A 26,691-nucleotide genomic window follows, 5' to 3' on the forward strand; every position below is an offset into this window, starting at 1 on the left:
GATAAGGAAAATCACGATCGCCATAGACGGCGTTGAATTCAAGGCCAACAAGGGATCGACTATTCTTGAAGCGGCCGGCAAGGCCGGGGTTGAAATCCCGCATTTGTGCGCCCACCCCCACCTTAAACCGACCGGTGCCTGCCGGTTATGTTTAATCGAGCTGGAGGGCGAAGGCAGCCGTCCGCTTATTGCCGCCTGTACCAGGCCCGTTGAACAGGGTATGAAAATAATCACAGGTTCAGAGCGGGTAATGAACGCGCGCCGGACTGTCTTGAGATTGCTTGTTTCTGACCACCCGCTCGATTGTCTGACATGCGAGCAATCAGGGTCATGCGCGCTTCAGAACTATGCCTACGAATACGGTATTACCGGTTCTGAATACGGCGGCCGGCGACAGAGACACGAGGTTGATGACGATAATCCCTTCATCACCCGGGATTTTGAGAAGTGCATAAAATGTTACCGCTGCGCTCAAGCGTGCCAAGAAATTCAGTACTGCTATGTAATTGATTACATGAAACGCGGTTTCGACACCATGGTTACCTCGACTAACAATCAGCCGCTGCCGCAGACGGAATGCGTATATTGCGGGCGCTGCGTGTCAGTATGCCCGGTCGGCGCGCTGACGGAAAAGGCGAGTGTAGGGCGGGGCCGCAGTAAAGATCTAAAAAGGACCATGACAACCTGCCCTTATTGCGGGGTCGGTTGCGAGCTTGCCCTTGAGGTCAAGGACGGAAAAATCGTCCGTGTCGTGTCCGATGAGCGCACGCTGGTCAATAAGGGCTCTCTATGCGTCAAAGGCCGGTTCGGATTGGGCTTTGTCAATCATCCGGACCGTTTAACATACCCCCTGATCAGGAAGGGCGGTAAGCTTATTCCGGCAACATGGGACGAAGCTGTCGACACGATCGTAAAGAGGCTAAGAAAAACCAAGAATGAACATAAAGCCGACTCGATTGCCTTTCTCTCGTCTTCAAAGTGCAGCAACGAAGAAAATTACCTTATGCAAAAGTTCGCCCGCGCGGGAGTTGGTACAAACAACATAGATAACTGCGCCCGGTTGTGACACGCTCCTACGGTGGCCGGTCTGGCCGCGGCGTTCGGAAGCGGAGCGATGACGAATTCCATGGAGGATATCGGTGAGGCCGAGGTAATCCTGGTCATCGGGTCCAACACGACTGAAGCCCATCCCGTTCTCGCCCTTAACATCATTTCCGCGGTGAAGAAGAGTGGCGCTAGGCTTTTGGTCCTGGAACCCAGGCGGACTCCTTTGGTTAAGCACGCCGAAGTCTGGCTGTCGCAAAAGCCGGGAACCGATGTTGCCCTGATCAACGGAATTATGAACGTGATTATGAGTGAGGGTCTGGCCGACGAGGCTTATATAGCCGAAAGAACGGAAGGCATTGCCGCCGTCAGGCAGGCGGTTAAGAAATACACGCCGGAATACGTCGAGGAGATCACCGGCGTACCGGCCGGCGACATCAGGCGGGCGGCGCTGATCTATGGGGGCGCTGACCGGGCGGCCATCATCTACGCGATGGGTATAACCCAACATACGACCGGTGTCGACAACGTTATGTCCCTAGCCAATCTGGCTATGATGACGGGCAACGTAGGCAAGGAAGGTAGCGGGGTAAATCCGCTCCGCGGCCAGAACAATGTCCAAGGCGCCTGCGACGTCGGCGCCTTGCCGGGTTCGTACCCCGGCTATCAAGCAGTCTCCGACCCCGCCAAACGGAAGTCCTTCGAGGGCTTCTGGGGACGTAAACTGCCCTCCAAACCAGGCCTGACAGCTGTTGAGATGTTTGACGCGGCGCTAAAAGGCGACGTTAAAATGATGTACATCATGGGCGAGAATCCGGTTTTAAGCGAGCCGGACCAGAAACACACCCTGGCGGCTATTAAGAAACTTGACTTCCTGGTGGTTCAGGATATTTTTCTGACAGAAACCGCCACGCTGGCCGATGTGGTGTTACCGGCGGCGACCTTCGCCGAGAAAGCCGGCACCTTCACCAACACCGAACGGCGGGTCCAGCCCATCCGCAAAGCGATAAACCCGCCGGGGCAAGCCCTATCCGACTGGAAGATACTCTGCCGGGTGGCTACGAAATACGGATACTCGATGAAATACAAATCCGCTTCGGAAGTGTTCGACGAGATAGCGAAAGTGACCCCGCAGTATGGGGGCATCAACTATCATCGAGTCGAGTCGTGCGGTATTCACTGGCCTTGCCCGACGCCCGAACATCCCGGCACCCCTATCCTGCACATGACTGAGTTCACCCGGGGCAAAGGCAAGTTCCACGCCACAGAATACAAGCCGCCGGCTGAGGCAACCAACAAAAAATATCCGCTTATCCTGACGACCGGCCGGTATCTGGCCCAGTTCCACACCGGCACCATGACTCGTAAGGTCGCGGGCTTAGAGAAAATCTCGCCGGAAGCCATCCTGGAAATCAGCCCGGAAGACGCCAAGAAATACGGCGTGAAAAACAAGGCTAAGGTAGAGGTGGCCACACGACGGGGCAAGATTACCGTCCGCGCCGGCATAACGAAAGAGATACCGCCCGGGATAATCTATCTGCCGTTCCATTATGCCGAAGCGGCGGCCAACGTCCTAACCAACCCGGCCCTTGACCCGGTCGCGAAGATCCCAGAATTCAAAGTCGCAGCCGCTTCCGTCAAACCCGTAAGATAAAAGTGACTCACGGTCTCCTCTGGCCAAAATAGTGCTTGCGGGTCCTGCCGCCGTTAGCTCGCCTCTAGCCTTGTTCTTGATCCACCATGCACGAGAATAGACGGTAAAGTGAGCATCGAGTCAGTTCCTGCGGCGGATTTGCGGGGCGCCCCAGGATGACTCATTCCTGTATGCTCTCCGCTCGAACGCGAATTGTCTGCACGCTCGATCAATATTACTCCCTCTCACCCGCGGGGAGAGGATTGAGGTGAGGGGGCCACAGGGCGCCGCTTGCGTTACGCTCGAGTTGTATCAAGTTTTAGGAGATAATTGTTATGTCAAAAAGGAGCAGAAATGATTATCAGACCTTATCGGGAAAAAGACTATGAAGAGACGAAACGGCTTTGCGTTGAATTCATGGCTCTGATTAAGGACCTGCTTCCGGAAGAGCTATACCGCTTTGAAGCTTTGGCCGACAACGGGCTTGATTATTGGTTGTCCGATGCGGTTAAACCGGCCAAAGGTTTTTTCGTCGCCGAGGCCGACCCGGGCCGACTGGCCGGGTTTGTCCAAGGCTACTTCGAAGACGATAAATCGGCTAAGCTCAGCAGATGGGGTATCATTGACGCTCTTTTCGTCGCCGCATCGTTCCGAGGCCATGGCGTCGGCCGCGACCTGTACAAAGCACTCGAAGAATGGTTTGCCGCGCAAGGCTGTGTCGCCGCGCGAGTTGAGACTTGGCTGACCAACACCCCCGCTATTGAAGCCTACCAAGCGATGGGCTTCAAACCTTTCTACACCGGCTTCGTCAAGGAAATCTAACCAATACTTCAGTGCTCTAGTGCACTAGAGTGTTAGCCTCTGACCTCAGCTTATTCGCTAGTATATGGGCCTGGCGCGTCGGCTCCGGCAATCGGTATCTTGGTGAGCAGGCCAGAGTCAACTCAACGGCCGAATCTAAATCGATCAAATGACCGACCGAAACAAAAACCGGTTTTACTTTGTCCTTCGTCCTGACAACCTGGCCTATCTCATGCCCTTCCTTGTCGACCAGCGCCGTAACCGAACCCCGGCGCCGCCCCGGCTCCTCATATGCTCCCGTCAACAAGGTTTTCGCGCAGCCGATCGTCGGAATATTCAGCCACAGTCCTAAGTGCGAGGCGATACCAATACCCCGGGGATGCGCCAAGCCATGACCGTCCACCAAAACCGCGGAAGGCACGCGCCGCAGCGTTTTGAAACACTCCAGCAGCGGTGGGATTTCCCGGAATGCCAGCAATCCAGGCACATATGGAAAAGCGACCTCAGCGACGTGTGTCGCTTCCTCAACGAGTTCAAGACCAGGCCAGGACAGAACGACAACCGCCGCGAAAACCGTCGAACCGTGCTTCTCCATTGAAATATCCGCCCCCGCGACCAGCCTAACTTCATCAAGCGGGAGCGGCGGCCACGCCTTAACAGACGCCGCCAACTCCCGCTGCAGTATAATCGCTTCTTTCGGCTTTACGTCCCATTGATGAAGGCTACATACTTTCATAAACCGATATTAGCACTTCAAAGCCACTACAGCGCTACGTAGCGCTGTAGTGGTCGCCAACTGGAAAGACAGCGCAAGAAAATCACTATGATATAATAATCGCCTGGACGTTGACCTTGTCGTATTAGGCAAAGGCGGCTTCAAATGCGAGATCGTCCGATTGCCATTATCGGAGCCGGAATCGTTGGAACGGCAGTCGGCGCGACTCTACAATCCCGCGGCTACAGAGTCGCGGCGGTTGCGGCCAAAACGCAGGCCAGTCTGGAGAGGGCCGCGTCTTATCTTGAGGCACGCGCGACTAACGACATCGCCGAAGCCGCACGCCTAGGCGATCTGATCTTTATAACCACCTCGGATGATTCAATTAAGGAAGTCTGCGACGACATCGGTGCCTGCGGCGCCTTTAACGCCGACGATATCGTTTTCCATATGAGCGGAGCGCTGCCGCTAAGTGTCCTGGCCGCAGCCCAACGTTACGGAGCGAGAATCGGTAGCGTTCATCCCATGCAGACCTTCGCTACTATAGAAAGCGCGATTGAACGGCTGCCGGGCAGCGTCTTCGGCGTAACGGCCGAGGGTGAAGCGTTGACGGAAGCGGACAAAATGATTAACGCTTTGGGCGGCGAGAAGGTTATGGTAAAGGACGAGGACAAAGCCGTCTATCACGCGGCTGCCTGCGTCGTGTCGAACTACCTGGTCAGCCTGGTTCATCTTGGTCAAGGCCTATATGGCGAGATCGGGATAGAGGCGGACATGGCGCGCAAAGCGTTCGCGCCTTTGCTGGAAGGCACGGTCGCCAACATCGAATGCTACGGGCCGGCGGCGGCGCTTACCGGGCCGATAGCCAGGGGCGACATTGGGACGGTCGCCAGACATATTGAGGCTTTGCGGCGGACGGCGGAATGGGCGTTGCCGGCCTACCGGGAAATGGGCGTCTATACGGTTCGCGTCGCCGTGGAAAAAGGAACGGTTGACGAGAACACGGCCATGGAGTTGAACAGATTGCTGGAAACCCCCGACGCCGCCGTCGAATAGGCTAGAATTATGAGTGATTGTTGTGAGGTGAAATCTGTGGCCAACAAAGTCACCGTAAATTATCTTAAGGAAGCCAAGAACACGGGCGAGAAGCTGACCATGCTGACCGCCTACGACTTTCCGACGGCCGCGGCTTTAGACGCCGCGGGTATCGACATGATTCTGGTCGGGGACTCGTTGGGCATGGTCGTGCTCGGTTACGACAGCACTATCCCCGTTACCATGGACGATATGATCCACCACACAAAACCTGTCGTCAGGGCGGCTGAGAGGGCTATGGTCATCGGCGACATGCCGTTTATGAGTTATCAGATCTCCCGCAAAGAAGCGATGCGGAACGCCGGGCGTTTCCTTCAGGAAGCCGGCGCTGACGCGGTCAAGCTGGAAGGCGGCGAGGAGATCGCCAAGACCGTGGCCGGAATTGTCGGAATGGGAGTCCCGGTTATCGGCCACCTCGGCCTCACGCCCCAAATGGTTAACGTTTTCGGCGGATACGGCCTGCAGGCCAAGGGTGTCGAAGCGGCCAAGAAGCTTGTCGCCGACGCGGTTGCGCTCGAAAAAGCCGGTGCTTCGGCCGTTGTCCTGGAAAAAATACCGGCCCCTGTCGCCAAGGCGGTTACCGAAGCCGTCGGCATCCCGACCATCGGCATCGGCGCCGGACCGGATTGTGACGGACAAGTTCTTGTCACCCATGACGTCCTCGGCTTATTCGAGAAATTCACGCCCAAGTTCAGCAAGCGGTACGCTGAATTCGGCGCGGCGATGAGACAGGCGTTTGAAGCTTATGTCAATGATGTAAAGACAGGCGCTTTCCCGGCTGAGGAGCACAGTTTTCCCGCTGACACGGCCGTTGTGGAGGCTTTGGCCAAACCCGCCAAGACAAAAAAAGCCAAGGAGAGCTAATTGGTCCGTCTGGCGATCGTCTGCGTTTTTACCGCTGTCATTCACAGTATTGACGCTCTCTATTACAGCAGCCGCATTTCAGCTGTCCGGGTCAGGAAACTCGGCATCGCGCTGACGCTTTTTAACGTCCTTCTTTTGCTTTCCCGTTTCGCCAATACCATCCAAGCTCCTTTAACGGGCAGTCTGGTTGATCGCGCCGTTCTGGCTATGCAAACAGCGCCCAAAACCGAAGTCCTGACCGGATTGGCGCACGAGTTCCGCTGGATTATTCTGGCCGCCACTGTCGGCAGCTGCATCGGCGCTCTACTCGTGCCGACCTTCGTCGAGATTTTCACCAAAGTCCTAGGTAAATTCGAGAAGGAACCGTCGGTTATGCGGCTTTTCCTGCGGGTATTCAGAATCCGAACCTATCGTGTTGTCGCCGATTCATTGCGCTCGCCGATGATAAAAAGGCCCGAAGCGCACGAGAAGTCAACGATTCCCAAAGGTTTCTTGATCGCCAATGTCATCGTCGTGGCTATTTACACGATCGGGGTGCTGGCGACGATATATTCCGGCGCGCTTATCCCCGACCAGCGGAGTACCGCCAACGCTTTGAGCGGTTTGGTAAACGTCGCCGCGACTTTCTTGTTAATCGTTATGGTCGATCCGATGATCGCCCTGATTACCGACCAGGCAATTTCCAAAGAGAGAAGCGAACACGACGTCCAAGTAATGGTTTGGTATCTGGTCGCCGGGAAGATCATCGGCACGCTGCTAGCTCAGATCATCTTCCTGCCGGCGGCCGGTTTGATCGCCTCTGTCGCCTTTATAATCGCTCAGCCCAGCCAGATTCTAAACTTCAAGCTATATACCCGATACTTCCCCGCCTGGTTCTAAAGGGGTTACAATGATTAACGAGTCCAAGGACAAGGAGCCCGGATGAAGACCATCTACATCATTGACACGAGCGCTTTGTTAAGCGACCCGGATATCGTTTTCAGCGCCCCGAACGCCGAGGTAATCATCCCGCAGACGGTTTTGTCGGAACTCGACCGGCTGAAAGTGTCGCGGGCTGACCGGACGATGATCTTTCGAGGCCGTGAGGTCAGCCGGATGCTATTCGGCCTGGCCAAACGGGGCAAGTTAACGGAAGGCGTCGTCACCAAGGAAAACACGGTGATTAAGGTCATGTCGACGGACCACCTGGGCAACATACCCCAGGGATTGAACTTGAAGAACTCCGACGACGTGATTCTCGCCCTGGCCCATCAGATTACCGAAAACAATCCACTTAGCAAAGTCGTTCTGATTACCAGCGATCTCAATATGATGCTAAAGGCGCAGACGCTGGACGTCGCGGCCGAGCGAATCGAGGAAAAGCCGTTTAAGAAAAGCTTCTGGCGGCGCGTCAAGGAAGAGCGCGATCTGAAAATACTGATTGGCGTCATCGTCCTGCTGATTTTGGCCGGCGTCGGTTCGGTCGGTTATTACTACGTGACCGTATTGCGCGCCACGCCGCAATCCGAGAAGGAGAAGCAGTTCAAAGCGGCCGAAGAGAGTTATTTGGGGATTCTTAAAAACAAACCCGACGATGTGCCGACGATGATCACGCTGGCCAATCTGTATATGGCTAACGAAAAGTATGCCAACGCCGCGGCTTATTATCATAAGGCTCTGCTCATTAACCCGAACGACGTCAAGGTCCGCACCGACATGGCAATCGCCTATATATACCTTGGCAACTATGACATCGCTTTAACAGAACTCTCCAAAGTAATGCAGGACGATTCCGCCTATGCGCCGGCCTATTACTACAGCGGCGTGACGTTTGCCAAGAAAGGCGCTAAACCGGAAGCAATCGAGCAGTACAAAGCCTACCTAGAGTTCGAGCCGAACGGTAGTTTCTCAAAAGAAGCCCGGCAGGGCATAGATCGTTTGTCACAATAGGCAAGTTTCTACCCTGGAGTAAACTCATGTCTGATTTGAAATTCGACGTTGCGATAATAGGCGGAGGCCCCGCCGGTATGGCGGCCGGTCTGTACGCCTCGCGCGGCGGCTTAAAAGCGGTTTTGCTTGAAAAAGGCCTCAAGGGTGGACCCTACTCCATTACCGACGAAATCGAGAACTATCCAGGCTTCCCCGAAGGCATCGCGACGGAGAAACTCATGGATAATTTCCAGCAGCAGGCGGAGAGGTTCGGACTTACGTTCAAGTCTTTCTGTCCGGTTAGTGAAGTGAAATCCGCCGGCAGCGGTAAAATCTTGACGACAGACGACGGAGAGAAGATCGAAGCCAAAGCGGTCATCATCGCGACCGGCGCCGCGCCCAGCAAACTCGGGGTGCCGGGTGAAAAGGAATTTGCGGGACGGGGCGTGTCCTACTGCGCGACCTGCGACGGCCCTCTTTTCAAAGATAAAAAAGTTCTGATTGTCGGGGGCGGTAACGCCGCCGTCGAGGAAGCGATCTTCTTGACCAAGTTCTGCTCGGAGGTCACCATTGTCCATCGCCGCGACCAGCTAAGGGCCGACAAGGTTCTTCAGGAACGCGCCCAAGCCAATCCAAAGATCAAGTTTCTCTGGCACAGCACGCTTCAGGAAATTCACGGTGACGTGCTGGTCAGCTGGGTTATGGTGCGGGACGTTGTGACCGACGTCGACCAGGTCGTCAACACGGACGGAGTTTTTATCTTCGTCGGCACGTCCCCGGTAACCGAATTCCTGCCGGCCGCCGTCAAACGAGACGAGCGCGGGTTCGTGGTTACTGACGACAGCTTGATGACCTCTGAAGACGGCGTCTTCGCCGCCGGAGACTGCCGGGCGAACGGTTTGAAGCAAATCATCTGGGCCGCGGCGGAAGGCGCCAAGGCGGCCATTATGACGGAAAGATATTTAGAACAAGCCGAAAGGAAGGGAAAAGGCAATGGCTAAGATCGTGCACGTGACCGAGGACACCTGGAAGACAGAAGTAATCGACGAGAGCAGCCCTGTTTTGGTCGACTTTTGGGCCGAGTGGTGCGGTCCTTGCCGGATGGTCGCTCCGATTCTGGAAGAAATCGCGGCCGAGTACGGCGACAAGATAAAGATCGCCAAGATGAATGTCGACGAGAATCAAAAGACGCCGCAAAGTTACGGGATAATGAGCATCCCGACTTTGATGGTCTTCGTAAACGGTGAAGAGAAGAAAAAAATCGTCGGCGCGCTGCCGAAGAAAAAGCTCGTCAGCGAACTAGCCGAGTGGTTGGGTGAGGAATAGCCGATGAAAATCGGCGTTTCCGGCAAAGGCGGCGTCGGGAAGACGACGATTTCGTCGCTCCTGGCTACTGTTCTCGCCCGCCAAGGCCAAACGGTACTGGCTGTGGATGCCGACCCGGCCCAGAATTTGGGCATGAGTTTAGGTTTCCCGACGGATGTCTACGAATCCATTACGCCCGTCGCCGAACTCAAGGACCTTATCAGCGACCGGACAGGCACCAACCCCAAGGTTCCCACCGGTTTCTTTACCGTAAACCCAAAGGTTGACGACATCCCGGAGAGGTACTGGCGGGAGCACAACGGCGTCAGGCTTCTGTTAATCGGCACGATCAAAGCAGCCGGGGCCGGCTGCGCCTGCCCCGAAAACACACTTTTGAAAAACCTGATGCATCACCTGATCGTCGAGCGCGGCGAGACGGTCATCCTAGACATGGAAGCCGGCCTGGAACACCTGGGCCGCGGCACGACCGGCGCTATGGACGCCCTGCTGGTCGTGGTCGAGCCAAGCCAAAAAAGCCTGCGGCTGGCCGGGCAGATCGATCGCCTGGCCGCCGAGCTGGGCATCAAGAAAGTTTTGTTCGTCGGCAACAAAATTCGCGACAAATCCGACCAAGCAGCCGTTGCGCAAGCGGTTCCGGCCGATCGAATGATCGGCCTGATCGGTTACGATGAAGGAATCAGACAAAGCGACCTCACCGGGGCGGCGGCCTACGACAGCGCCTCCCCCGCCACCATCCAAACCATCCAAACCATCGCCGCCAAACTGAACGAAAATTAAAACTGCTTTGCTCCAGCACTCCAAAGCACTGGAGTGGTTATCCACATGGTTACTAATCCCCGCCTCAGCTGAAAAAACGTATACCAAGAGCCATTTTCAAAAAGTGCTGCCACTCCAGCAATCCAAAGCGCTGGAGTGGTTTTCCACAGGACGCGGTTGCCTAAATCCAGTCAGCGTGCTACGATTTTAGTTACTGGTAGCACGCTTTAAGCTTGTCTCAAAAAAAAGGGGGGCGGTAATGGCTAAAACGGTCCGGTTCGGCGTGGCGATGGACGATGACTTGTTGTGGAAGTTTGATCGGGTCGTCGACCGGAAAGGCTACGAAAACAGGTCAGAAGCGATACGGGACTTGATCCGAAATCTTCTGGTAGAAGAGGAATGGGCGGCCGGAGACGAAGAGACGGTCGGGACCATCACCCTCGTTTACGACCACCACGTCCATGACCTGCAAGATACCTTAACCGACCTACAACATAATCTGCACGAAGATATTATTTCCTCCGTCCACGTCCATCTGGACGCACATAACTGCCTTGAAGTCTTAATCGTTAAAGGAAAAAGCGGCGACATCAAGGCCGCCGCAGACCGTTTGATCGGCACAAAGGGCGTCAAGCACGGCCGCTTAACGATGACAACCACTGGCAAGGAGCTGGTCTGACGTGCACCTGCCCGACGGCGTTCTCGACACCAAAATATGGGCGACGCTGGACGCGGTTTCGGCCGGTACGGTCGCCTATGCCATCCGGCAGACCACTAAGCACTCGGAAGAAAAGATGATACCCATGATGGGCGTGATGGCCGCTTTCATATTTGCCGCCCAATTGATGAATGTCCCGACTCCCGGCGGCCCGCCGGTGCACCTGGTCGGAGCCGTATTGGCGGCGGTCCTTTTAGGTCCATGGCCGGCCACGGTGGTCATGGCGGCCGTCCTGGCCGTCCAATCGTTTCTTATGCAGGACGGCGGCTTGTTGGCGCTGGGTGCCAATATCTTTAACATAGGCGTAATCGGGACGCTCGGCGGCTATCTCATTTTCCTGGCCGTCCGCAAAATATTCAAGGGCGACCGCGGCATTATCGCCGGAACGTTCGCCGCCGCCTGGTTGTCAACGATTGTTTCGACCGGCGCGGTCGCGCTCCAGATGATCGTCTCAGGCGCGTCGCCGGCTGAACTGGTTCTGCCGGTGCTGGGCGGCCTGAATCTTATAGTCGGAGCGATTGAAGGCTTGATCACGGCAACAATCATCGGATTTGTGCTGAAGGTGCGAAGGGATATGGTGTACGGTGCGGTACACGCGTCTTGAGCAATACGCCAATTTAGACAGCCCTATTCACCATATCGACGCGCGGGTTAAGCTGGTCTGTTTTATCCTTTTCATATTAGCCGTCGTTCTGACTCCTCCGACGCGCGCAGCGGCCTTTTTTCTCTACACCACCCTGGTCATCTCGTTAGTTTTTCTTTCCGACGTGCCGCTCGGTTTTGTTCTCAAGAGGTCGTTGGTAATCCTGCCTTTCGCCGTCATGATCGGGATATTTAATATTTTCTACAAACCGCCGGTCGTTTTCTTCAATGTCCTAATAAAATCATGGTTGTCGGCCCTGGCCCTGATCACACTATCCTCAACGACCGAGTTTCCCACCCTCTTAAAGGCGCTTGAATCATTGCGGACGCCCAAGTTGCTGACGACAATCATATCGTTCATGTACCGGTACATATTCACCCTTGTCGATCAGGTGCAAAAGATGGAAAGGGCGCGGCTCACGCGCAGTTACGGCCGGCGGGGCGTCTATCAGATAAAGGCCATGGGTAATATGCTGGGCTCCCTGTTCGTAAACACCTACGAACGGGGTGAGCGGATCTATAACGCCATGCTGGCGCGCGGCTATCATGGCCACGCCCACACTCCCCACGGGTTTAAGCCAGGCTTGCAAGACGTAGTCTTCACTGTTTTCTTCCTAACGTCGCTATCAATAATTGTCTTGGCGGTGGCCAGATGACCGGACAAACCCAACCTTCATCCTTGGAGCTCAACAACGTCGGCTTTTCCTATCCCGACGGCCGCGTCGCGTTATCCGGCATAAATTTAACAGTCGCGCCCGGGGAGAGACTGGTCATCGTCGGTCCCAATGGGGCCGGTAAATCGACGCTTCTGATGACGCTGAACGGGCTAAACGAGCCGACCGGTTCCTTAACCGTGGCGGGCCTGTCCCTGATAAAAGAAAACCTTCCGGAAATCCGACGTCTGGTAGGCCTTGTTTTTCAGGATCCCGACGACCAGCTGTTTATGCCGACCGTTTTCGAGGACGTCGCTTTCGGACCCATCAACATGGGTCTTGACGAGCATGAGGTTATTCACGCCGTTGAATACGCTTTGGCTATGGTGAGCATGGGAGAATTCACGGACAGGCTGTCCCACCATCTAAGTTTCGGCGAGAAAAAACTTATCAGTATGGCTACGGTACTGGCCATGGACCCTAAGATACTAGTCATGGATGAGCCTTCGGCTAATCTCGATCCGCGGGCCAAGCGTCATCTCGTCGGGATCCTAAAGGAGCTTCCCCAGACTTTGATAATCTCGACGCACGATATGAATGTTGCCTATGAGCTGGCCGATAGCGTAGCTGTCATATATAAGTCCAAGCTTGTCGCCATCGGTCCGGCGGACCGGATTTTAACCGACGAACCGAGCCTGTTAGAATATGGATTGGAACTGCCATCTAAAGTAAGCCGCGAGCCGCGAGCCGCGAGCCGCGAGTAGGACGTTTAGCTTGTACTTTAGTTTTTCGAGAAGTCTGCCTCATGTCTCGTGGCTCATGCCTCATGGCTAACAAGGGGTTTTATGATTTGGGTTAAGAGGGGCAGCGTCGGCCGGGAGGTCGTTGATGTCCAGGCCAGGCTGCTGCGACTCGGGTATGAACTGGGCGTTACGGGCGTCGACGGTATATTCGGGCCGGAAACGGAGCGGGCCGTTATCCTGTTTCAGAGGAAACGCGGCCGCGAGACCGACGGCATCGTCGGCCCGGAAACCTGGCGCGAGATGGTTGACGCGAGCTACCGCCTGGGCGATCGCCAATTATATCTGAAAGAACCGCCGCTCAGAGGCGACGACGTCCGCGAACTTCAAGCGACCCTCAACAACCTCGGATTCAACGCCGGCCGCGTCAGCGGCGTTTTTGCCAATCAGACCGACAAGGCGGTCCGTGAATTCCAAAAAAACGTCGGTTTGGATCCTGACGGCATCGTCGGAGAAACCTCTATCCAAGCCCTCGACAACTATAGGATGCGAGTCAGTTCCGGCGGTATTACAGGCGTCTGGGACCGGGAGATGATGCAGCCGCACGACCCGCTGCGGGAACGCCGGGTAGCCATAGACAGCGGCGACGACGCGGTCAGCCGCGCTATAGCCGCGGTCTTTGCGGAAGCACTGAAAATCGAAGCGGCTGTTCCGTTTGTTTTGTATGATATGAATCCGGAGGCGGACGTGAAAGACCGTGCCATTATGGCGAATGAACTGGAAGCCGATTTGCTGGTGGACTTTGAATCAAACGCTTCGGAACAAGCAGGCCGGCACGGCGCGACATGTGAGTATTTTGACAACCGCGAATTTTTCTCGGCACGTTCCAAACAACTGGCCGGCATGATCCAAGATGAGCTCACAGCGGCCTTGAAGGTTTTCGACAACGGAATCGAGGGCAAGAACCTTACCATCCTGCAGGCCACGCGGATGCCCGCCGTAGTCGTCAAACCTGGGTTCACATCCGACGTCCGAGACCGGGAGATTCTTGAGTCGCAAGAGGCCCCGGGGATGGTTGCCGCGGCCGTGGTCGCCGCCCTAAAGCGCTACTGGCAGGAATAACAAGAAATGAAACCTCGAAAACTCGCGGCCGTTACGGCCGTAATGATAATCATCGCACTGTGGCAGCCGGTGAGCCCCGCGACCGGCTTAGCCGCCAGCAGTTCCGAAGCCCAAAACGTTCAAAATGAGATAAACAATCTTAATGTCCAGCTGGCTGAGGCGGTCGACCGGTATGACAAACAAGCGGCCAGGCTTGACGAGCTGATCGGGGCGATTGAACAAAATCAGAACGAGATGGACGCGGCCGCGAGGGAACTGGGTCGAGCGATAACTATTCTTAACAACCGTGCCGTCGGTATTTATAAACGCGGCAGCGTATCCTCCCTTGAAGTCATCTTCAATAGCAAAAACTTCAATGATTTCGTCACCCAGCTCGATCTATTGACGCGCGTCGGCGACCGCGACGCGGTCATCGTTAAAGAAGTGGCCAAACAGAAGCTACAGATTGAAACGAACGCGAGGGAGCTGGACAAACAAAGGAAAGATCAAGAATCGCTTACCAACGACCTGGCCGACCAGCGCGACGTGATCGACAGCCAGTTAACCAACAAGGAAAACGTGCTGGCCAGCATCCTTGAGGATATTGCGGCCATGGACGCGGCGGAGGCGGAAAGACAGTCCAGACGTTCTCGCGCCAGAGGCGCCCGCCGCAGCGGCGCCAGCCTGACCAATCCCTTGCCGGGCGGGGGATGGGGTTACCTGTCTCCGGGAGAGGAAAGCGACCATTACAAATACGGCGGCTCGGGACACGGCGTCTGGCTATACGAGTATTCTAACGAAGGCATGTCCGACGCGATCGACATCGGCGGTCCGGGAGACATCGTCTACGCCGCCCATTCGGGAACCGTCATCTGGACGAGCTCCGGGAGCGGCGGCGTTACCGTTATCTCCGGCGAAGGCTTCATAACTTGCTACGCTCACTCCACCCCGTTCTTCGGCACAGGGGATTTTGTCTACGCCGGCCAGGCGATTGCCGAAGTCAGCATGCACCTCCATTTCGAGCTTTTAGACGGCGGGGAATTTGTCCCGGCCGGAGATTTCCAAACTTATTTCTAAAACCCGCCCCCCCCCTCTATCGACAGCCAACGCATCCATCTTGAACAGCCAAAAGTCTTAGCTTGCCCGGCGCCTCAAGTTGCGGGAGGCCCCTAATTATGGTATCTTTGACAAGGTAATGCCTATGGAGGTTGATATTATCCGAGGAAAAAGAATACGCGTTAGAAAATTGATGGCCATCCTGGCCATTTCTGTTCTTACGGCCATGTTCACGCCGACCGGGACACCGGTCGGTTTGGCCGACTCCAGAACAGACGCTCAAAATGTTCAAAATGACATAAACAATCTTAACGTCCAGCTGGCCGAGGCGGTCGCCCGGTATGACGATGAATCCGCCAAGCTGGATGAGCTTAACGCCACTATCGACCGGAACCAAGCTGACTTGCAGGCAACAGTTAATGATCTTATTAAGGCTGCCACTATTCTTGACAAGCGGGCGATCGGCATCTATAAACGCGGCGACGTGTCCTCCCTTGAAGTGATCTTTAACAGTAAAAGCTTAGGCGACTTTTTACAACAGCTGGACTTGCTGACGCGAATCGGCGACCGAGACGCGGCCGTTGTGGAACAGGTCGAGGCCCAGAAGAAAGAAGTGGAAACCAAGGCCAGGGCATTGGACGCCCAGCAAAAAGAACAGGAACGACTGACCGAGGACCTGGCCAACCAGCGTGACGCGATCGACTCTCAACTGGTGGATAAGACAAACGTTTTGGCTAGCGTGCTGCAAGACATTGCCGATATGGACGCGGCTGAAGCGGAACGCGCCGCCAAGGCACGCAGCAAACCGTCCAATAAGGGAACGACGCTTTATGATGTTATCCCCGGCTTGGGCGGCTATTGGGGCGATTACGCGCCGGGCGAATGGAGCGATCACGGTCCGGCCGGTCACGGCGTTTGGCTAGGCGGCGACGCCTATGACCTCATGTGCGGTGACGGCGTGACAGTATACGCGGCGCATAGCGGTGTCGTCACTTCTGTCAGTTATGACAGTCGCGGCGGATATCAAGTGATATCCGGCGGAGGATTCGAAACGTGTTACGCTCACGCTTCCCCTTCCACCTATGTTGGCCAGACGGTAAGCGGTGGGGAGAGTATCGGAATCACTGGTTCAGGATTCGGCCATCTCCACTTCGAACTTCTCGACGGCGGCGAAGCTGTGCCGGCCGGCGATTACCCAAGCTACTTCTAAAACGCGGAGGCAAGAAAATCAAACACGGACTTCTATTTAAAAGAATTATTATGATTGCAGCTGCGGGCGCGGTGTTGTTCGCGCAAACCGCCATACCTGTTTCAGCTACCCCGGCCGACGACAAAGCCAACGCGGAGGCGGAGATAAGTTCCATCAACTCGCAGTTAACCGACGTCATCGGTCGATATGACGCGGCCTACTCGGACCTTACCAAAACCGAGGAGGCTATCGCCCAAAAAACAGCCGAACTGGAAACAACCCAGAGGAACCTGAGTGTCGCCCGGTCGACGTATGACGAACGCGTCAAGGGCATCTATAAATACAGCGAGGTCAATATCCTGGAAGTTCTTTTCGGCAGCAAAACCATTAACGATTTTACGGAACGGTTCGACCTCTTAAACAAGGTCGGCAATTCAGACGCCGAACTGGTCAAGGACATAACCGTAAGCGAACAGAATATTGCCAAGACCAGAGCCGAACTGGAAGCGGCCCGCATCAAGCAGGCCGGCCTATTAAGCCACGTCGAGGCGGATAGATCGGCGATTGAAAGCCGCGTCGCCGAAAAAAGGTCTTACCTTGATAATCTGGCTCAGCAAATCGCCCTGGAGGAAGCCGGCCGCCAAGCGGCCGACGATGAGCCGTCGCTCTGGCACGGCACGCTGCCGCCTCCTTCATCGGGTGTTGTCTCTATCGCCTATGCGTTGATCGGCGTGCCTTACGTATACGGCGGCGCTTCTCCCGATGAGGGTTTTGACTGCTCCGGATTCGTCAGCTATTGCTACGGCTTGATCGGCGTTTATCTCAACCGGACTTGCGACTACTCCCCTAACTTAAGCTGGGAGCAGCTGGAGCCGGGCGACCTTGTCTATTCACACGGCATGGGTCATGTCGGCATTTATGTCGGCGGCGGCATGCAGATCCATGCCCCGTATCCGGGTACATACGTGCAGGAAGGGCCCATCTACGGATTCTGCGGCGGTTATCGTCCTTAAGACTTTGTAAGATTGAATACTTATAGCCGGTAGTGCTAAAATACAGTAGCTGACACGCGCATTTGTAACAACATTTTGTCTGACGGGGAAGGGGCAGTCCTGGACAGTAGAAGCGTACTAGGCGAAGAGCTTAATAACTTTATTGAAGAATATGTCGACTCGTTCGTTAAATGGGACTTGGTCACATTCTTCAGCTTTAATCCCGACGCGGTTGGCACGTCCGACGATTTGGCGAGCCGGTTGGGGCGGAAGACGGATGAGATTAGGGATGCCCTGGAGAATCTGACCGAGAAAAAGCTTCTAAAATTCGACGCCAAAGATAAAGTCTATTCTTTTTCCCCATCAGAAGACCTACGCGACAAAGTGAAATCCTTCTGCGACGCTTTAGAGGACCGCGATAAACGGCTGGAAATCTTGGCCAAGCTCCTCCGCATGAAGGCCACCAATTAAGACCTTTTAAATTGAGTGAATTCAGGGGCAAGCTCAGAGGCCTATTCTCAAAACCAACCGGAACACATGACGCCGGCGAATCAAGCGAGTCAGAAGGCGTCCTCTTGCCTATGGAATTCGACAACGAAGGCAAGACACGAATCCTCATCATCAGCCGCCGTTTTGAAGGCGGCGTAAAGACTTACCTCCTTTCCCTAATTGAGCGCCTCGGCAAAGACGGCTATCGCGTTTACGCGGCCGGCCCTCGCGACTCCATTATCGACGACCTTAAAGGGAGCAAGATAGTCACCTTCCCGCTTGATTTCGGCGATCGCTTCGCGCCCTTTGAGGACTGGTCGGCGGCCAGGAAGCTGGCCAAGATAATCAGGAACGAGGAGATCAAGCTGGTCCATGCCCACGGGTATAAGGCCGCCTTTATTGCCGCGCTGGCCGCGAGGCGTGCCGGGACGCAGATCACTTTGGTTACCCTGCACGATTTCATCATCAACGAAGGCACCGGCAGGATGAAGCACCTCTACTTCGATTTAGCCGAACACTTCATGCCCAGAATGGTGGACACGATCATTACCGTCTCCAACGCTCTCCGGAAACGCGTTGTTGAAAAAGGAAAGATAGAAGGGTCTAAAGTCGTCGTGGTCAACGCGGGCGTCAAACCGATATCTTCAGGCATGACGGCCTCGCGCCGCGTCCTGAACATAAAAGACGTCCTGGCCTTAAACACAGCCGCCCCGCTGATTGTCACGGTCGGGCATCTAACGCCCCAGAAGGGCGTCAAGTACCTATTGGCGGCCTCCACCCATATCCTGCGGGAAGCGCCGAACGCGCAGATTCTCATAATCGGAGAAGGGCCGCAAAAGCACGAACTAGAGATAATGGCCGAGAAGCTGGGCGTATACAAGAAAGTCGGCTTTACCGGCTGGCGCGACGACGCGCGCGATATCATGGCCGCGGCCGACGTCATTGTTTTGCCGTCTCTCATTGAAGGTATGCCTTATAGCATGCTGGAAGCCATGGTTTCAGGCACCCCGGTCGTTTCTACCTCGACCGGCGGTATTCCTGAACTCTTGGTGGACAGGGAGACGGGTTTCCTGGTGCCGCCCAAGAAACCCCGGGCCTTATCCGACGCCATTGTCTATCTGCTGCAGAACAAGGACATAGCGGTTCAGATGGGCGTGGCGGGCCGCCGGCGGGTGGAGGAGCAATTCGACCTAAAGAAGACGCTCAACGGCACGCTGGACATCTATAACGGCCTTTTTAAAGAGTTGGCTGAGATAGAGAGGGCGGAACTCGCCGCGGCGGAAGCAAAACTCGCCCCCAAAAACGCCGACTAGGCAAAGCTACAACGCGAACCCCAAAATAGACTCGCATGCTGCCTGCCTGCCGCAGGCAGGCTCGCGGCCTACCATCGTTAGTGCTTTGGGGTCAGGCCCTTTCTTCTTATGCGATAGGGCCTGACCCCGTGTTTCAAGTCGCAACGCCTTCGCGAACAATGCTCTCCCCTCGAATGTGAATTGTCTGCATGCTCGACCTTATTAAAGCTATTCCTCTCCCCTGTGGGGAGAGGTTAGGTGGTGAGGAGGCCGGGTCAGAGGCCAATGCACCCGTGGACTAGTCCACGGGACCAAAAACAAAAGCCCCCAGGACTGGCGTCCCACCCCACCCAATCGCTTAGCGCAAGCGGCTTCGCTCGATCATGATTTGGCGAATGCTTAACCGACTCAAAGCTGTCTTCTCTGCGCAAGTCTAACGCTACGTCACACCTTTTCTCTAAAGAGCGGTAGTGCTGCAGCCGGTTTACCAGGGTATTTAATTCGTTTATGTGAGATTATGTCACTCTCGTTCTCTAGAGAATGAGAGTGTTGCAGTACAGAGGCACTCCAGCACTCCAAAGCGCTGGAGTGGTTTTCCACAGGCGACTTTTTGGGCGCTACAAACAATAAGTTTAAGATATGCGAGGTCGCGAGCGTGAAGAAACTTTGTCTATAGACTTGACAGAAAGAGGCTCAACTTTTATGATAGTAAAGTAACATATTCTCTAAGGAGGTAAATTATTATGGCAAAAGCAATCGGAATCGACCTGGGAACTACCAATTCATGCGTCGCGGTCCTTGAAGGCGGCGAGCCGACGGTTATTCCCAACGCGGAGGGCGGACGCACGACGCCGTCCGTCGTTGCCTTCACCAAGACCGGCGAGATGCTGGTCGGACAGGCGGCAAAAAACCAAGCGGTCGTGAACTCTGACCGTACCATCAGCTCAATCAAAAGAGAGATGGGCGAGAAGAAAAAGCACAAGATCGGCGACAAAGACTATTCACCGGAGCAAATCTCGGCTTTCATTTTGCAGAAAATGAGGACGGGCGCCGAAGCCTACCTGGGCGAGAAGGTTACCGACGCGGTTATTACCGTGCCGGCTTATTTCAACGACGCCCAGCGGACGGCGACCAAGAATGCCGGGGAAATCGCCGGCTTGAAAGTCTTAAGGATCATCAACGAGCCGACCGCGGCCGCGCTGGCCTATGGTCTGGACAAGGGCGAAGAAGAGAAAGTCCTCGTCTTCGATCTGGGCGGGGGCACGTTCGACGTGTCAATTCTGGAAATAAGCGAAGGTTTAATAGAGACTAAGGCAACCGACGGAGACACGAAACTTGGTGGCGACGACTGGGACACCAAGATCATCGACTGGATGGTTGACAAGTTCAGGGCGGAACACGGCATCGATTTAGCCAAGGACAAGATGGCCATGCAACGTCTTAAAGAGGCGGCCGAGAAGGCGAAGATCGAGCTTTCCAACGTAACACAGGCCAATATTAACCAGCCGTTCATTTCATCCGGCCCCGACGGCCCTCTGCATCTGGACATGACGCTGACGCGCGCTGATTTTGAGCGTATGACGGCAGATCTCTTGAAGCGTTGCGAAGAACCGTTTAACCAGGCCTTAAAAGACGCCAAAGTAAAAATTGACGACCTGAAAGAGATTATCCTGGTCGGCGGCTCGACGCGGATGCCGGCCGTGCAGGAACTAATCAAGAAACTGACTGGTGGCAAGGAACCGCATCGCGGCGTGAACCCGGATGAGGTCGTAGCTTTAGGCGCTGCTCTTCAGGCAGGTATCATCAATCAAGAGGTCAAAGATGTCATATTGCTCGACGTCACCCCGCTTTCTCTGGGCATTGAGACCAAAGGCGGCATCGCCACCAAACTGATCGAGCGCAACACGACTATCCCGACCAAGAAAAGCGAGGTCTTTTCGACAGCCGAGGACGGTCAGTCCAGCGTGGAGATCAATGTCTTGCAAGGCGAACGCGCTATGGCCAACGACAACCGCAGCTTGGGTAAGTTTCAGCTGGTCGGTATCCCGCCGGCGCCGCGCGGCTTGCCGCAGATCGAGGTCACCTTTGATATCGACGCGAACGGCATCGTGCATGTGTCCGCTAAAGACCGGGGCACCGGCAACGAGCAGAAGATGGTCGTGACCGGGGCCAGCGGTTTGTCCGCCGACGAGAAAGATAAGATGCGGCAGGACGCCGACTCGCACGTTGAGGAAGACAAGAAAAAGCGCGAGGTTGCCGAAGCGCGGAATACCGCTGATAACCTTGTATATTCGACCGAAAAATCACTTCGTGAGCTGGGAGACAAGGTTGACGCCAGTGAAAAAGAAAAAATCGAGGCGGCCGTCAAAGAGGTAAACGAGGCCATGAACGGCGAGGACGTCGACCGCATCAAGACGGCGACTGAGGCGCTTCAGCAGGCATCTTATAAACTGGCCGAGCAGGTTTATGCCCAGGCCAGCCAGGAACAGGCGGCTCAAGGCGGCGCCGAACAGCCGGCGGGCGAACAAACACCTCCGGAGGGCGACGTTGTTGACGCCGAGGTAGTCGAGGATAACACAGACGAGAAAAAATAAATGTCGGGAGATCGCGGCTTGAAAGTTCGACTAGGAGGTGTTTAGGTATGGCGATTATCAGATGGGATCCTCTACGCGACATCTGGAGCATGAAGGACGACATGGATAGAATGCTTCAGACGCCGCTCTGGTTCAACCGAGCGGTCACGGAGAGGGACTGGGCGCCTGCCTGCGACATCCACGAGACAAGCAATGAAATCGTTGTCGATTGCGAGCTGGCTGGAATAGATCCGGATGACGTCGATGTCAGCATCCAGGGCGATACGATGACGATCAGAGGAGAACGGCTGATGTCGGAAGACGTCAAGGAGAAGGATTATCATCGCATAGAGAGGAGCTACGGCACTTTCGTGCGGGTTCTCCAACTTCCGGCGGACGTCGTCTACGATAAAGCGACGGCAAGCTTCGATAACGGCTTGCTGCGCGTGACAGTACCGAAGATGGCAATAGTGAAGCCAAAAGCAAAGAAGTTGCATATCGCGCAGAAATCTAAGAAACAGCAGAAGGTATTAACGCAATAGAAAAAGGGAGCCGCGATCTCCCGCGTTAAGAAAGTTAATTTAACTGAGGTGTGCATGTCTGACAAAGCGAAAGAGCGCATAGAGCATAAGCCGCAGGACAGAGTATCGAAAAAGAAGCCGTCCGAGGCGGAAAAGAAAGCCAAGGAGTATCTGGCTGATCTGCAGAGGCTCAAGGCCGAATTCGAAAACTATAAGCGACGGACGGAAAGGGAAAGGATTGAGAGAGCCAACCGCGCTTCCTTGGATCTGATAAGGAAACTCATTCCGGTCATGGACGATCTGGACCGCGCGGTCATGGCGGCTTCCCAGGACGAGGCGGCCGCCAAGTTTACGGAAGGCCTGGAGCTTGTTCGCCTGCATTTTACCAAGGCGCTGGCCGACGAAGGCGTCACCGAGATAGAAGCCTACGGCGAGCCGTTCGATCCGAATCTGCACGAAGCAATCATGCAGGAACCGTCGGACGAGCACGAGGACGAGCACGTGATAGAGGTTCTTAGAAAAGGTTACACGCTCGGAGAAATGGTTATCCGTCCCGCCATGGTGAAGATCGCGAAAAACGATGGCTAGGGATTTTTACGAGGTCCTGGGCGTGGCCAAAGACGCGAACCAGGAAGACATAAAAAAAGCATACCGCAAGCTCGCCCGGAAATATCATCCCGACGCGAACGCGGGCGACAAAGCGGCGGAGGAAACGTTCAAAGAGGTTTCTCAGGCGTACGAAGTGCTGGGGGACGACAAAAAGCGGGCTGACTATGACCGCGGCGTCAGGTACTTTGGCAACGGAGGCCCAAGCGCCGGTCAAGGCTATGAACAGTGGCAAAATTACGGCGGCGGCGAGGGCGGTTTCGATATTTTCGGCGACATCTTTGACATGTTCACGGGCGGCGGCGGCCGAACGCGCGCCAGGGGACCGGAGCGGGGCCGCGATACATATTACAACCTTAGAATGACGTTCGACGACGCGGTTAAGGGAACAGCGGTAAAAATCGGTGTTACCCACGAGGTGGATTGTAAGGCTTGCGGAGGCTCCGGAGCCAAAGCCGGCACCAGCCCGGAGGCGTGCACTTTGTGCGGCGGCCGCGGCGTCGTATCGCAGACGCAGGGATTCTTCAGCATCCAGCAGCCGTGTCGCAATTGCGCCGGTACAGGCCGGATTATCAAGGAACCTTGCCCTGATTGCCGGGGAACCGGACGGATAGGCGTTACAGAGCACCTGACGGTCAAGATTCCCGCGGGTGTTGAGACGGGTTCGACCATCCGCGTAAAGAGCAAGGGCGAAGCGGGATTCCGCGGCGGGCCGTCGGGCGATCTATATGTGGTCACCCAAGTCGCGCCGCACAAGTATTTCCAGCGGGACGGGGCCAATATCTGGCTTAACCTGCCGGTGACCTACCCGGAGCTAACCTTAGGCGCGAAGATAAAAGTGCCCGCTTTGACCGGCAGCGTGACGCTTAAAGTACCGCCCGGATCTCAGTCGGATCAGGTCTTAAGGATCGGCGGCAAAGGTGCCCCGAGATTGAAAGGTCTGGGACGGGGCGACATGTTCGTGCGATTGAAGGTGGTCGTACCGTCCAAGCTGAGCGCGGAGGAAAAGGAACTTTTAACCAGGTTGGAAAAAGCGGTTAAGGAAGACGTAAGACGAGGACTGAGCTGATTATGAACGGAAACAACGGATTTGAAGGAGTCTACGTTATAAGCGTAGCGGCGCGAATGGTTGGAATGCATCCCCAGACATTAAGGATGTATGAAAGAGTCGGTTTACTGTCGCCGAAGCGAACAGGGGGAAAAAGCCGGCGCTATTCGGACGAAGACATCAAGAGGCTTCTGGAGATTCAAGAACTAACGCAGGACCTTGGCGTTAATCTTGCCGGAGCCCGGTTGATCATCGAAATGCGCGAGCGGCTGGCTCATCTGGAAGACCTGGTCGTCGAGATCGAGGAGAAACGCGACCGATTGGAAAAGGAAATGGAACAGGAAATTGAAAGGATTAAGAGAAGCTACTCAAGAGAGATCGTCAGGCACAGGCCGGGAGGCCTCTCTAAATATTAAACAAGAAACAGTAAATAATATACCTGATTAAGGTAGGGGTGATATATATGTTTAACAAATTTACGGAAAAAGCGCAGGAAGCCATTGCCATCGCCCAGGACGTGTTGAGAAGGTCCGGGTCGAATATGCTCGATACCGAACATCTACTAGTCGGTCTGTTGGCCGAAACGGACGGCGTGGTTTCGCAGATCCTGGAGTTCTCCAAGATAGACATCGGCGAAGCTCGCACGCGGGCAAACCAAGCGGTAACGCTCGGCACGTCAGCAGCCGCGACGCCGATCGAGAACGGCGGTATCGGATCCATGTTCATCAGCCCGAAGGCCAAGAAGGCCATGGACCTGGCGTTCGAGGAGACACAGACGCTGGGCGACGACGTTATCGGGACCGAGCATCTGCTGTTGGGAATACTCAAGGAGGGCGGTACGGGCGGTCTGGTTTTGAAAGACCTGGGCCTGACGCCGGACAAAGTATATCAAGCTCTGAACATCATCCGCGGCGCCCAGGGCGCGGCGGGCGACGCCGGACGCGTGATGCTCAAGAAATACGCGCGTGACATTACGACGCTGGCCGAAGAGGACAAGATCGACCCCGTCATCGGCCGAAAGGACGAAATCAAGCGCGTCATTCAGATCCTATCGCGCCGGACAAAGAATAACCCGGTCTTAATCGGTGAACCTGGCGTCGGCAAGACGTCTATCGTCGAGGGCTTGGCCCTCAATATCGTTAACGGGGAAATTCCCGACATCCTGCGGGGCAAGCGCGTCATGTCGCTGGATTTGGCAGGTATGGTAGCCGGTTCGAAATACCGGGGCGAGTTCGAGGAGCGCCTGAAGGGCGCGGTCGAGGAAGTCCGCAAAGCCGAAGGCGAGATAATCCTGTTCATTGACGAGCTGCACACCGTTGTCGGCGCCGGGGCGGCTGAAGGCGCTATCGACGCCAGCAACATATTGAAGCCGGCTTTGGCCCGCGGCGAGCTAAAGACCGTCGGCGCGACCACTTTGGACGAGTATAAGAAATACATCGAGAAGGACCCGGCTTTGGAACGGCGGTTCCAGCCTGTGTTCGTTGACGAACCGACCGTCGCGGAGACAATAGATATCCTTAGGGGCTTAAGAGAACGTTATGAGGAACACCACGGCGTCAGGATCAGCGACGAAGCCATCATCACGGCGGCGAATCTCTCGCACCGGTACGTCAGCGACAGGTTTTTGCCGGATAAGGCCATCGATCTTATAGACGAGGCCGCCAGCAAGATGAAGATCGAGTCGATTATGTATCCGGCTGATTTGCGCGAACTAGACAAAAAGTTGCGCGAATTGACCGCGGCCGGTGAAGCGGCTGTAAAGGACCGTAACTACGAACAGGCGTCCAAGGTCCGAAATGAGACGGACGCGGTGCAAAAAGAATTCCATGATAAAAGGGAGGCCTGGCTTAAAGAAAAAGGTCTGGAAAGCATCACCATCGGCGAGGACGAGATTGCCCAGGTAGTCAGCTCATGGACGGGCATCCCAGTGACCAAGATGATGGAAGAAGAGATGACCAAGCTTCTTAAGATGGAGGAGGTCCTGCACGAGCGCATTATCGGTCAGGACAACGCGGTTCTGGCCGTTAGTGAAGCCGTCAGGCGCGCCCGGGCCGGACTGAAAGACCCGAACCGGCCGATAGGCTCGTTCATCTTCTTGGGCCCGACGGGAGTCGGCAAAACCGAGCTCACCAAAGCGCTGGCCGAGTTCCTGTTCGGCGACGAGGCGGCCATGGTACGCCTGGACATGAGTGAATATCAAGAGCGTCACACCGTATCGCGGATGATCGGCGCGCCGCCCGGCTATATCGGTTACGAGGAAGGCGGCCAGCTGACCGAAGCCGTCCGTCGCCGGCCGTATTCGGTCATCCTCTTAGACGAGATCGAAAAAGCGCATCCGGACGTTTTCAACGCCCTGTTGCAGATTCTGGAAGACGGGCGGCTGACCGACGCGCAAGGCCGGACGGTCGACTTTAAAAACACCCTAGTCATTATGACCAGTAATGTCGGCGCCCGGGAAATCAAGAAAGCGGGCGGTCCGATGGGCTTCAAATCCACCGGGGACGAAAGGACGGCCGCTTTTGAAAATATGCGGGATAAGCTGCTGACCGAACTTAAAAGTGTCTTCAGCCCGGAGTTCTTAAACCGGGTAGATGATATTATCGTTTTTGACAGTCTTAGCCTGGACGCCTTGAAACAAATTGTCCGGTTACTGTTCAACCGGGTACGCGAGGAAGTCGAGCTCTTAGGATACAGGTTGGACGTCAGCGACGCGGTGACGGAGAAGGTCGCGTCGATGGCCGAGGAATCGGAATACGGGGCGCGGCCGCTCCGCCGGGTCATCCAGCATGATATCGAAAGCCCGCTATCCAAGCAGATTTTAAGCAAAGCTTTCAATCCGGGTGATACCATAGTGACCGATGTTGTAGACGGCGAGATCGTTTTTTCGCGGAAACCGGGGAAAAAGGCGGCAGCCGTAAAATAGCAGCTT

At 55.4% G+C, this 26,691-nt stretch carries 26 protein-coding genes; 25 read left to right on the forward strand and 1 reads right to left on the reverse strand.

Annotation, left to right across the window (positions count from 1 at the left end; genetic code table 11):
• The first annotated feature begins 1 nt into the window (after position 1).
• Positions 2-2,698, forward strand: coding sequence for a formate dehydrogenase subunit alpha (fdhF, locus tag WC891_03630; protein MFA5867040.1), 2,697 nt, complete (start codon positions 2-4; stop codon positions 2,696-2,698).
• 333 nt (positions 2,699-3,031) lie between these two features.
• Positions 3,032-3,499: a GNAT family N-acetyltransferase gene (locus tag WC891_03635; protein ID MFA5867041.1), complete on the forward strand. Its 468-nt coding sequence runs from the start codon at positions 3,032-3,034 to the stop codon at positions 3,497-3,499.
• A gap of 16 nt (positions 3,500-3,515) precedes the next feature.
• On the opposite strand, the gene nfi is transcribed toward WC891_03635, so the two are convergent.
• On the reverse strand, positions 3,516-4,214 hold the full coding sequence (gene nfi / locus WC891_03640) for a deoxyribonuclease V (GenBank protein ID MFA5867042.1): 699 nt from the start codon (positions 4,212-4,214) through the stop codon (positions 3,516-3,518).
• Positions 4,215-4,358: 144 nt separating this feature from the next.
• Here nfi and WC891_03645 point away from each other — a divergent pair, with 144 nt between their 5' ends.
• The 23 genes from WC891_03645 to WC891_03755 all read left to right on the forward strand — a co-directional run bounded on the left by WC891_03645 (position 4,359) and on the right by WC891_03755 (position 26,685).
• On the forward strand, positions 4,359-5,249 hold the full coding sequence (locus WC891_03645) for a Rossmann-like and DUF2520 domain-containing protein (GenBank protein MFA5867043.1): 891 nt from the start codon (positions 4,359-4,361) through the stop codon (positions 5,247-5,249).
• A gap of 36 nt (positions 5,250-5,285) precedes the next feature.
• The gene (gene panB, locus WC891_03650; protein ID MFA5867044.1) at positions 5,286-6,152 is read left to right on the forward strand and encodes a 3-methyl-2-oxobutanoate hydroxymethyltransferase; all 867 of its coding nucleotides are present in this window, start codon (positions 5,286-5,288) and stop codon (positions 6,150-6,152) included.
• Positions 6,153-7,031, forward strand: coding sequence for a DUF2837 family protein (locus WC891_03655; protein ID MFA5867045.1), 879 nt, complete (start codon positions 6,153-6,155; stop codon positions 7,029-7,031).
• Between the two features lie 42 nt (positions 7,032-7,073).
• Positions 7,074-8,081 (forward strand): PIN domain-containing protein, encoded by a 1,008-nt coding sequence (locus WC891_03660; GenBank protein MFA5867046.1) that lies wholly within the window; start codon positions 7,074-7,076, stop codon positions 8,079-8,081.
• A gap of 26 nt (positions 8,082-8,107) precedes the next feature.
• A complete protein-coding gene (gene trxB / locus WC891_03665) occupies positions 8,108-9,061 on the forward strand; it encodes a thioredoxin-disulfide reductase (protein MFA5867047.1) in 954 nt (317 codons plus the stop codon).
• Complete coding sequence (gene trxA / locus WC891_03670; GenBank protein ID MFA5867048.1) at positions 9,054-9,386, forward strand: thioredoxin; 333 nt, start codon at positions 9,054-9,056, stop codon at positions 9,384-9,386. The genes trxB and trxA overlap by 8 nt, the downstream gene beginning before the upstream one ends.
• A 3-nt stretch (positions 9,387-9,389) precedes the next feature.
• Complete coding sequence (locus tag WC891_03675; protein MFA5867049.1) at positions 9,390-10,163, forward strand: AAA family ATPase; 774 nt, start codon at positions 9,390-9,392, stop codon at positions 10,161-10,163.
• Between the two features lie 238 nt (positions 10,164-10,401).
• On the forward strand, positions 10,402-10,821 hold the full coding sequence (nikR, locus tag WC891_03680; GenBank protein ID MFA5867050.1) for a nickel-responsive transcriptional regulator NikR: 420 nt from the start codon (positions 10,402-10,404) through the stop codon (positions 10,819-10,821).
• 1 nt (position 10,822) lies between these two features.
• On the forward strand, positions 10,823-11,464 hold the full coding sequence (locus WC891_03685) for an energy-coupling factor ABC transporter permease (GenBank protein ID MFA5867051.1): 642 nt from the start codon (positions 10,823-10,825) through the stop codon (positions 11,462-11,464).
• Positions 11,445-12,158 (forward strand): cobalt ECF transporter T component CbiQ, encoded by a 714-nt coding sequence (cbiQ, locus tag WC891_03690; protein ID MFA5867052.1) that lies wholly within the window; start codon positions 11,445-11,447, stop codon positions 12,156-12,158. Before WC891_03685 ends, cbiQ begins: the two co-directional genes overlap by 20 nt.
• Positions 12,155-12,919, forward strand: coding sequence for an ABC transporter ATP-binding protein (locus WC891_03695; protein MFA5867053.1), 765 nt, complete (start codon positions 12,155-12,157; stop codon positions 12,917-12,919). The genes cbiQ and WC891_03695 overlap by 4 nt, the downstream gene beginning before the upstream one ends.
• 81 nt (positions 12,920-13,000) lie before the next feature.
• A complete protein-coding gene (locus WC891_03700; GenBank protein ID MFA5867054.1) occupies positions 13,001-14,017 on the forward strand; it encodes a peptidoglycan-binding protein in 1,017 nt (338 codons plus the stop codon).
• 6 nt (positions 14,018-14,023) lie between these two features.
• Positions 14,024-15,073 carry a peptidoglycan DD-metalloendopeptidase family protein gene (locus tag WC891_03705; protein ID MFA5867055.1) on the forward strand — a complete coding sequence of 350 codons (1,050 nt, stop codon included), beginning with the start codon at positions 14,024-14,026 and terminating at the stop codon, positions 15,071-15,073.
• Between the two features lie 118 nt (positions 15,074-15,191).
• The gene (locus tag WC891_03710; protein ID MFA5867056.1) at positions 15,192-16,262 is read left to right on the forward strand and encodes a peptidoglycan DD-metalloendopeptidase family protein; all 1,071 of its coding nucleotides are present in this window, start codon (positions 15,192-15,194) and stop codon (positions 16,260-16,262) included.
• Between the two features lie 50 nt (positions 16,263-16,312).
• Complete coding sequence (locus tag WC891_03715; protein ID MFA5867057.1) at positions 16,313-17,254, forward strand: NlpC/P60 family protein; 942 nt, start codon at positions 16,313-16,315, stop codon at positions 17,252-17,254.
• A 75-nt stretch (positions 17,255-17,329) separates the two neighbouring features.
• Positions 17,330-17,704, forward strand: coding sequence for a hypothetical protein (locus WC891_03720; GenBank protein ID MFA5867058.1), 375 nt, complete (start codon positions 17,330-17,332; stop codon positions 17,702-17,704).
• 11 nt (positions 17,705-17,715) lie between these two features.
• Entirely contained in the window at positions 17,716-19,035 is a 1,320-nt protein-coding gene (locus WC891_03725; GenBank protein ID MFA5867059.1) for a glycosyltransferase family 4 protein, read from the forward strand.
• Positions 19,036-19,757: 722 nt separating this feature from the next.
• On the forward strand, positions 19,758-21,608 hold the full coding sequence (dnaK, locus tag WC891_03730; protein MFA5867060.1) for a molecular chaperone DnaK: 1,851 nt from the start codon (positions 19,758-19,760) through the stop codon (positions 21,606-21,608).
• 47 nt (positions 21,609-21,655) lie between these two features.
• Entirely contained in the window at positions 21,656-22,129 is a 474-nt protein-coding gene (locus WC891_03735) for an Hsp20/alpha crystallin family protein (GenBank protein MFA5867061.1), read from the forward strand.
• A 15-nt stretch (positions 22,130-22,144) separates the two neighbouring features.
• Complete coding sequence (grpE, locus tag WC891_03740) at positions 22,145-22,696, forward strand: nucleotide exchange factor GrpE (GenBank protein MFA5867062.1); 552 nt, start codon at positions 22,145-22,147, stop codon at positions 22,694-22,696.
• Entirely contained in the window at positions 22,689-23,783 is a 1,095-nt protein-coding gene (dnaJ, locus tag WC891_03745; protein MFA5867063.1) for a molecular chaperone DnaJ, read from the forward strand. The genes grpE and dnaJ overlap by 8 nt, the downstream gene beginning before the upstream one ends.
• Positions 23,784-23,785: 2 nt before the next feature.
• Positions 23,786-24,178 carry a helix-turn-helix transcriptional regulator gene (locus tag WC891_03750; protein ID MFA5867064.1) on the forward strand — a complete coding sequence of 131 codons (393 nt, stop codon included), beginning with the start codon at positions 23,786-23,788 and terminating at the stop codon, positions 24,176-24,178.
• Between the two features lie 47 nt (positions 24,179-24,225).
• Positions 24,226-26,685: an AAA family ATPase gene (locus tag WC891_03755; protein MFA5867065.1), complete on the forward strand. Its 2,460-nt coding sequence runs from the start codon at positions 24,226-24,228 to the stop codon at positions 26,683-26,685.
• Positions 26,686-26,691: the final 6 nt, after the last annotated feature.

The organism is Actinomycetota bacterium, assembly GCA_041658625.1.
In the GTDB taxonomy this organism is placed as follows: domain Bacteria; phylum Actinomycetota; class JAHEXW01; order JAHEXW01; family JAHEXW01; genus JBAZZW01.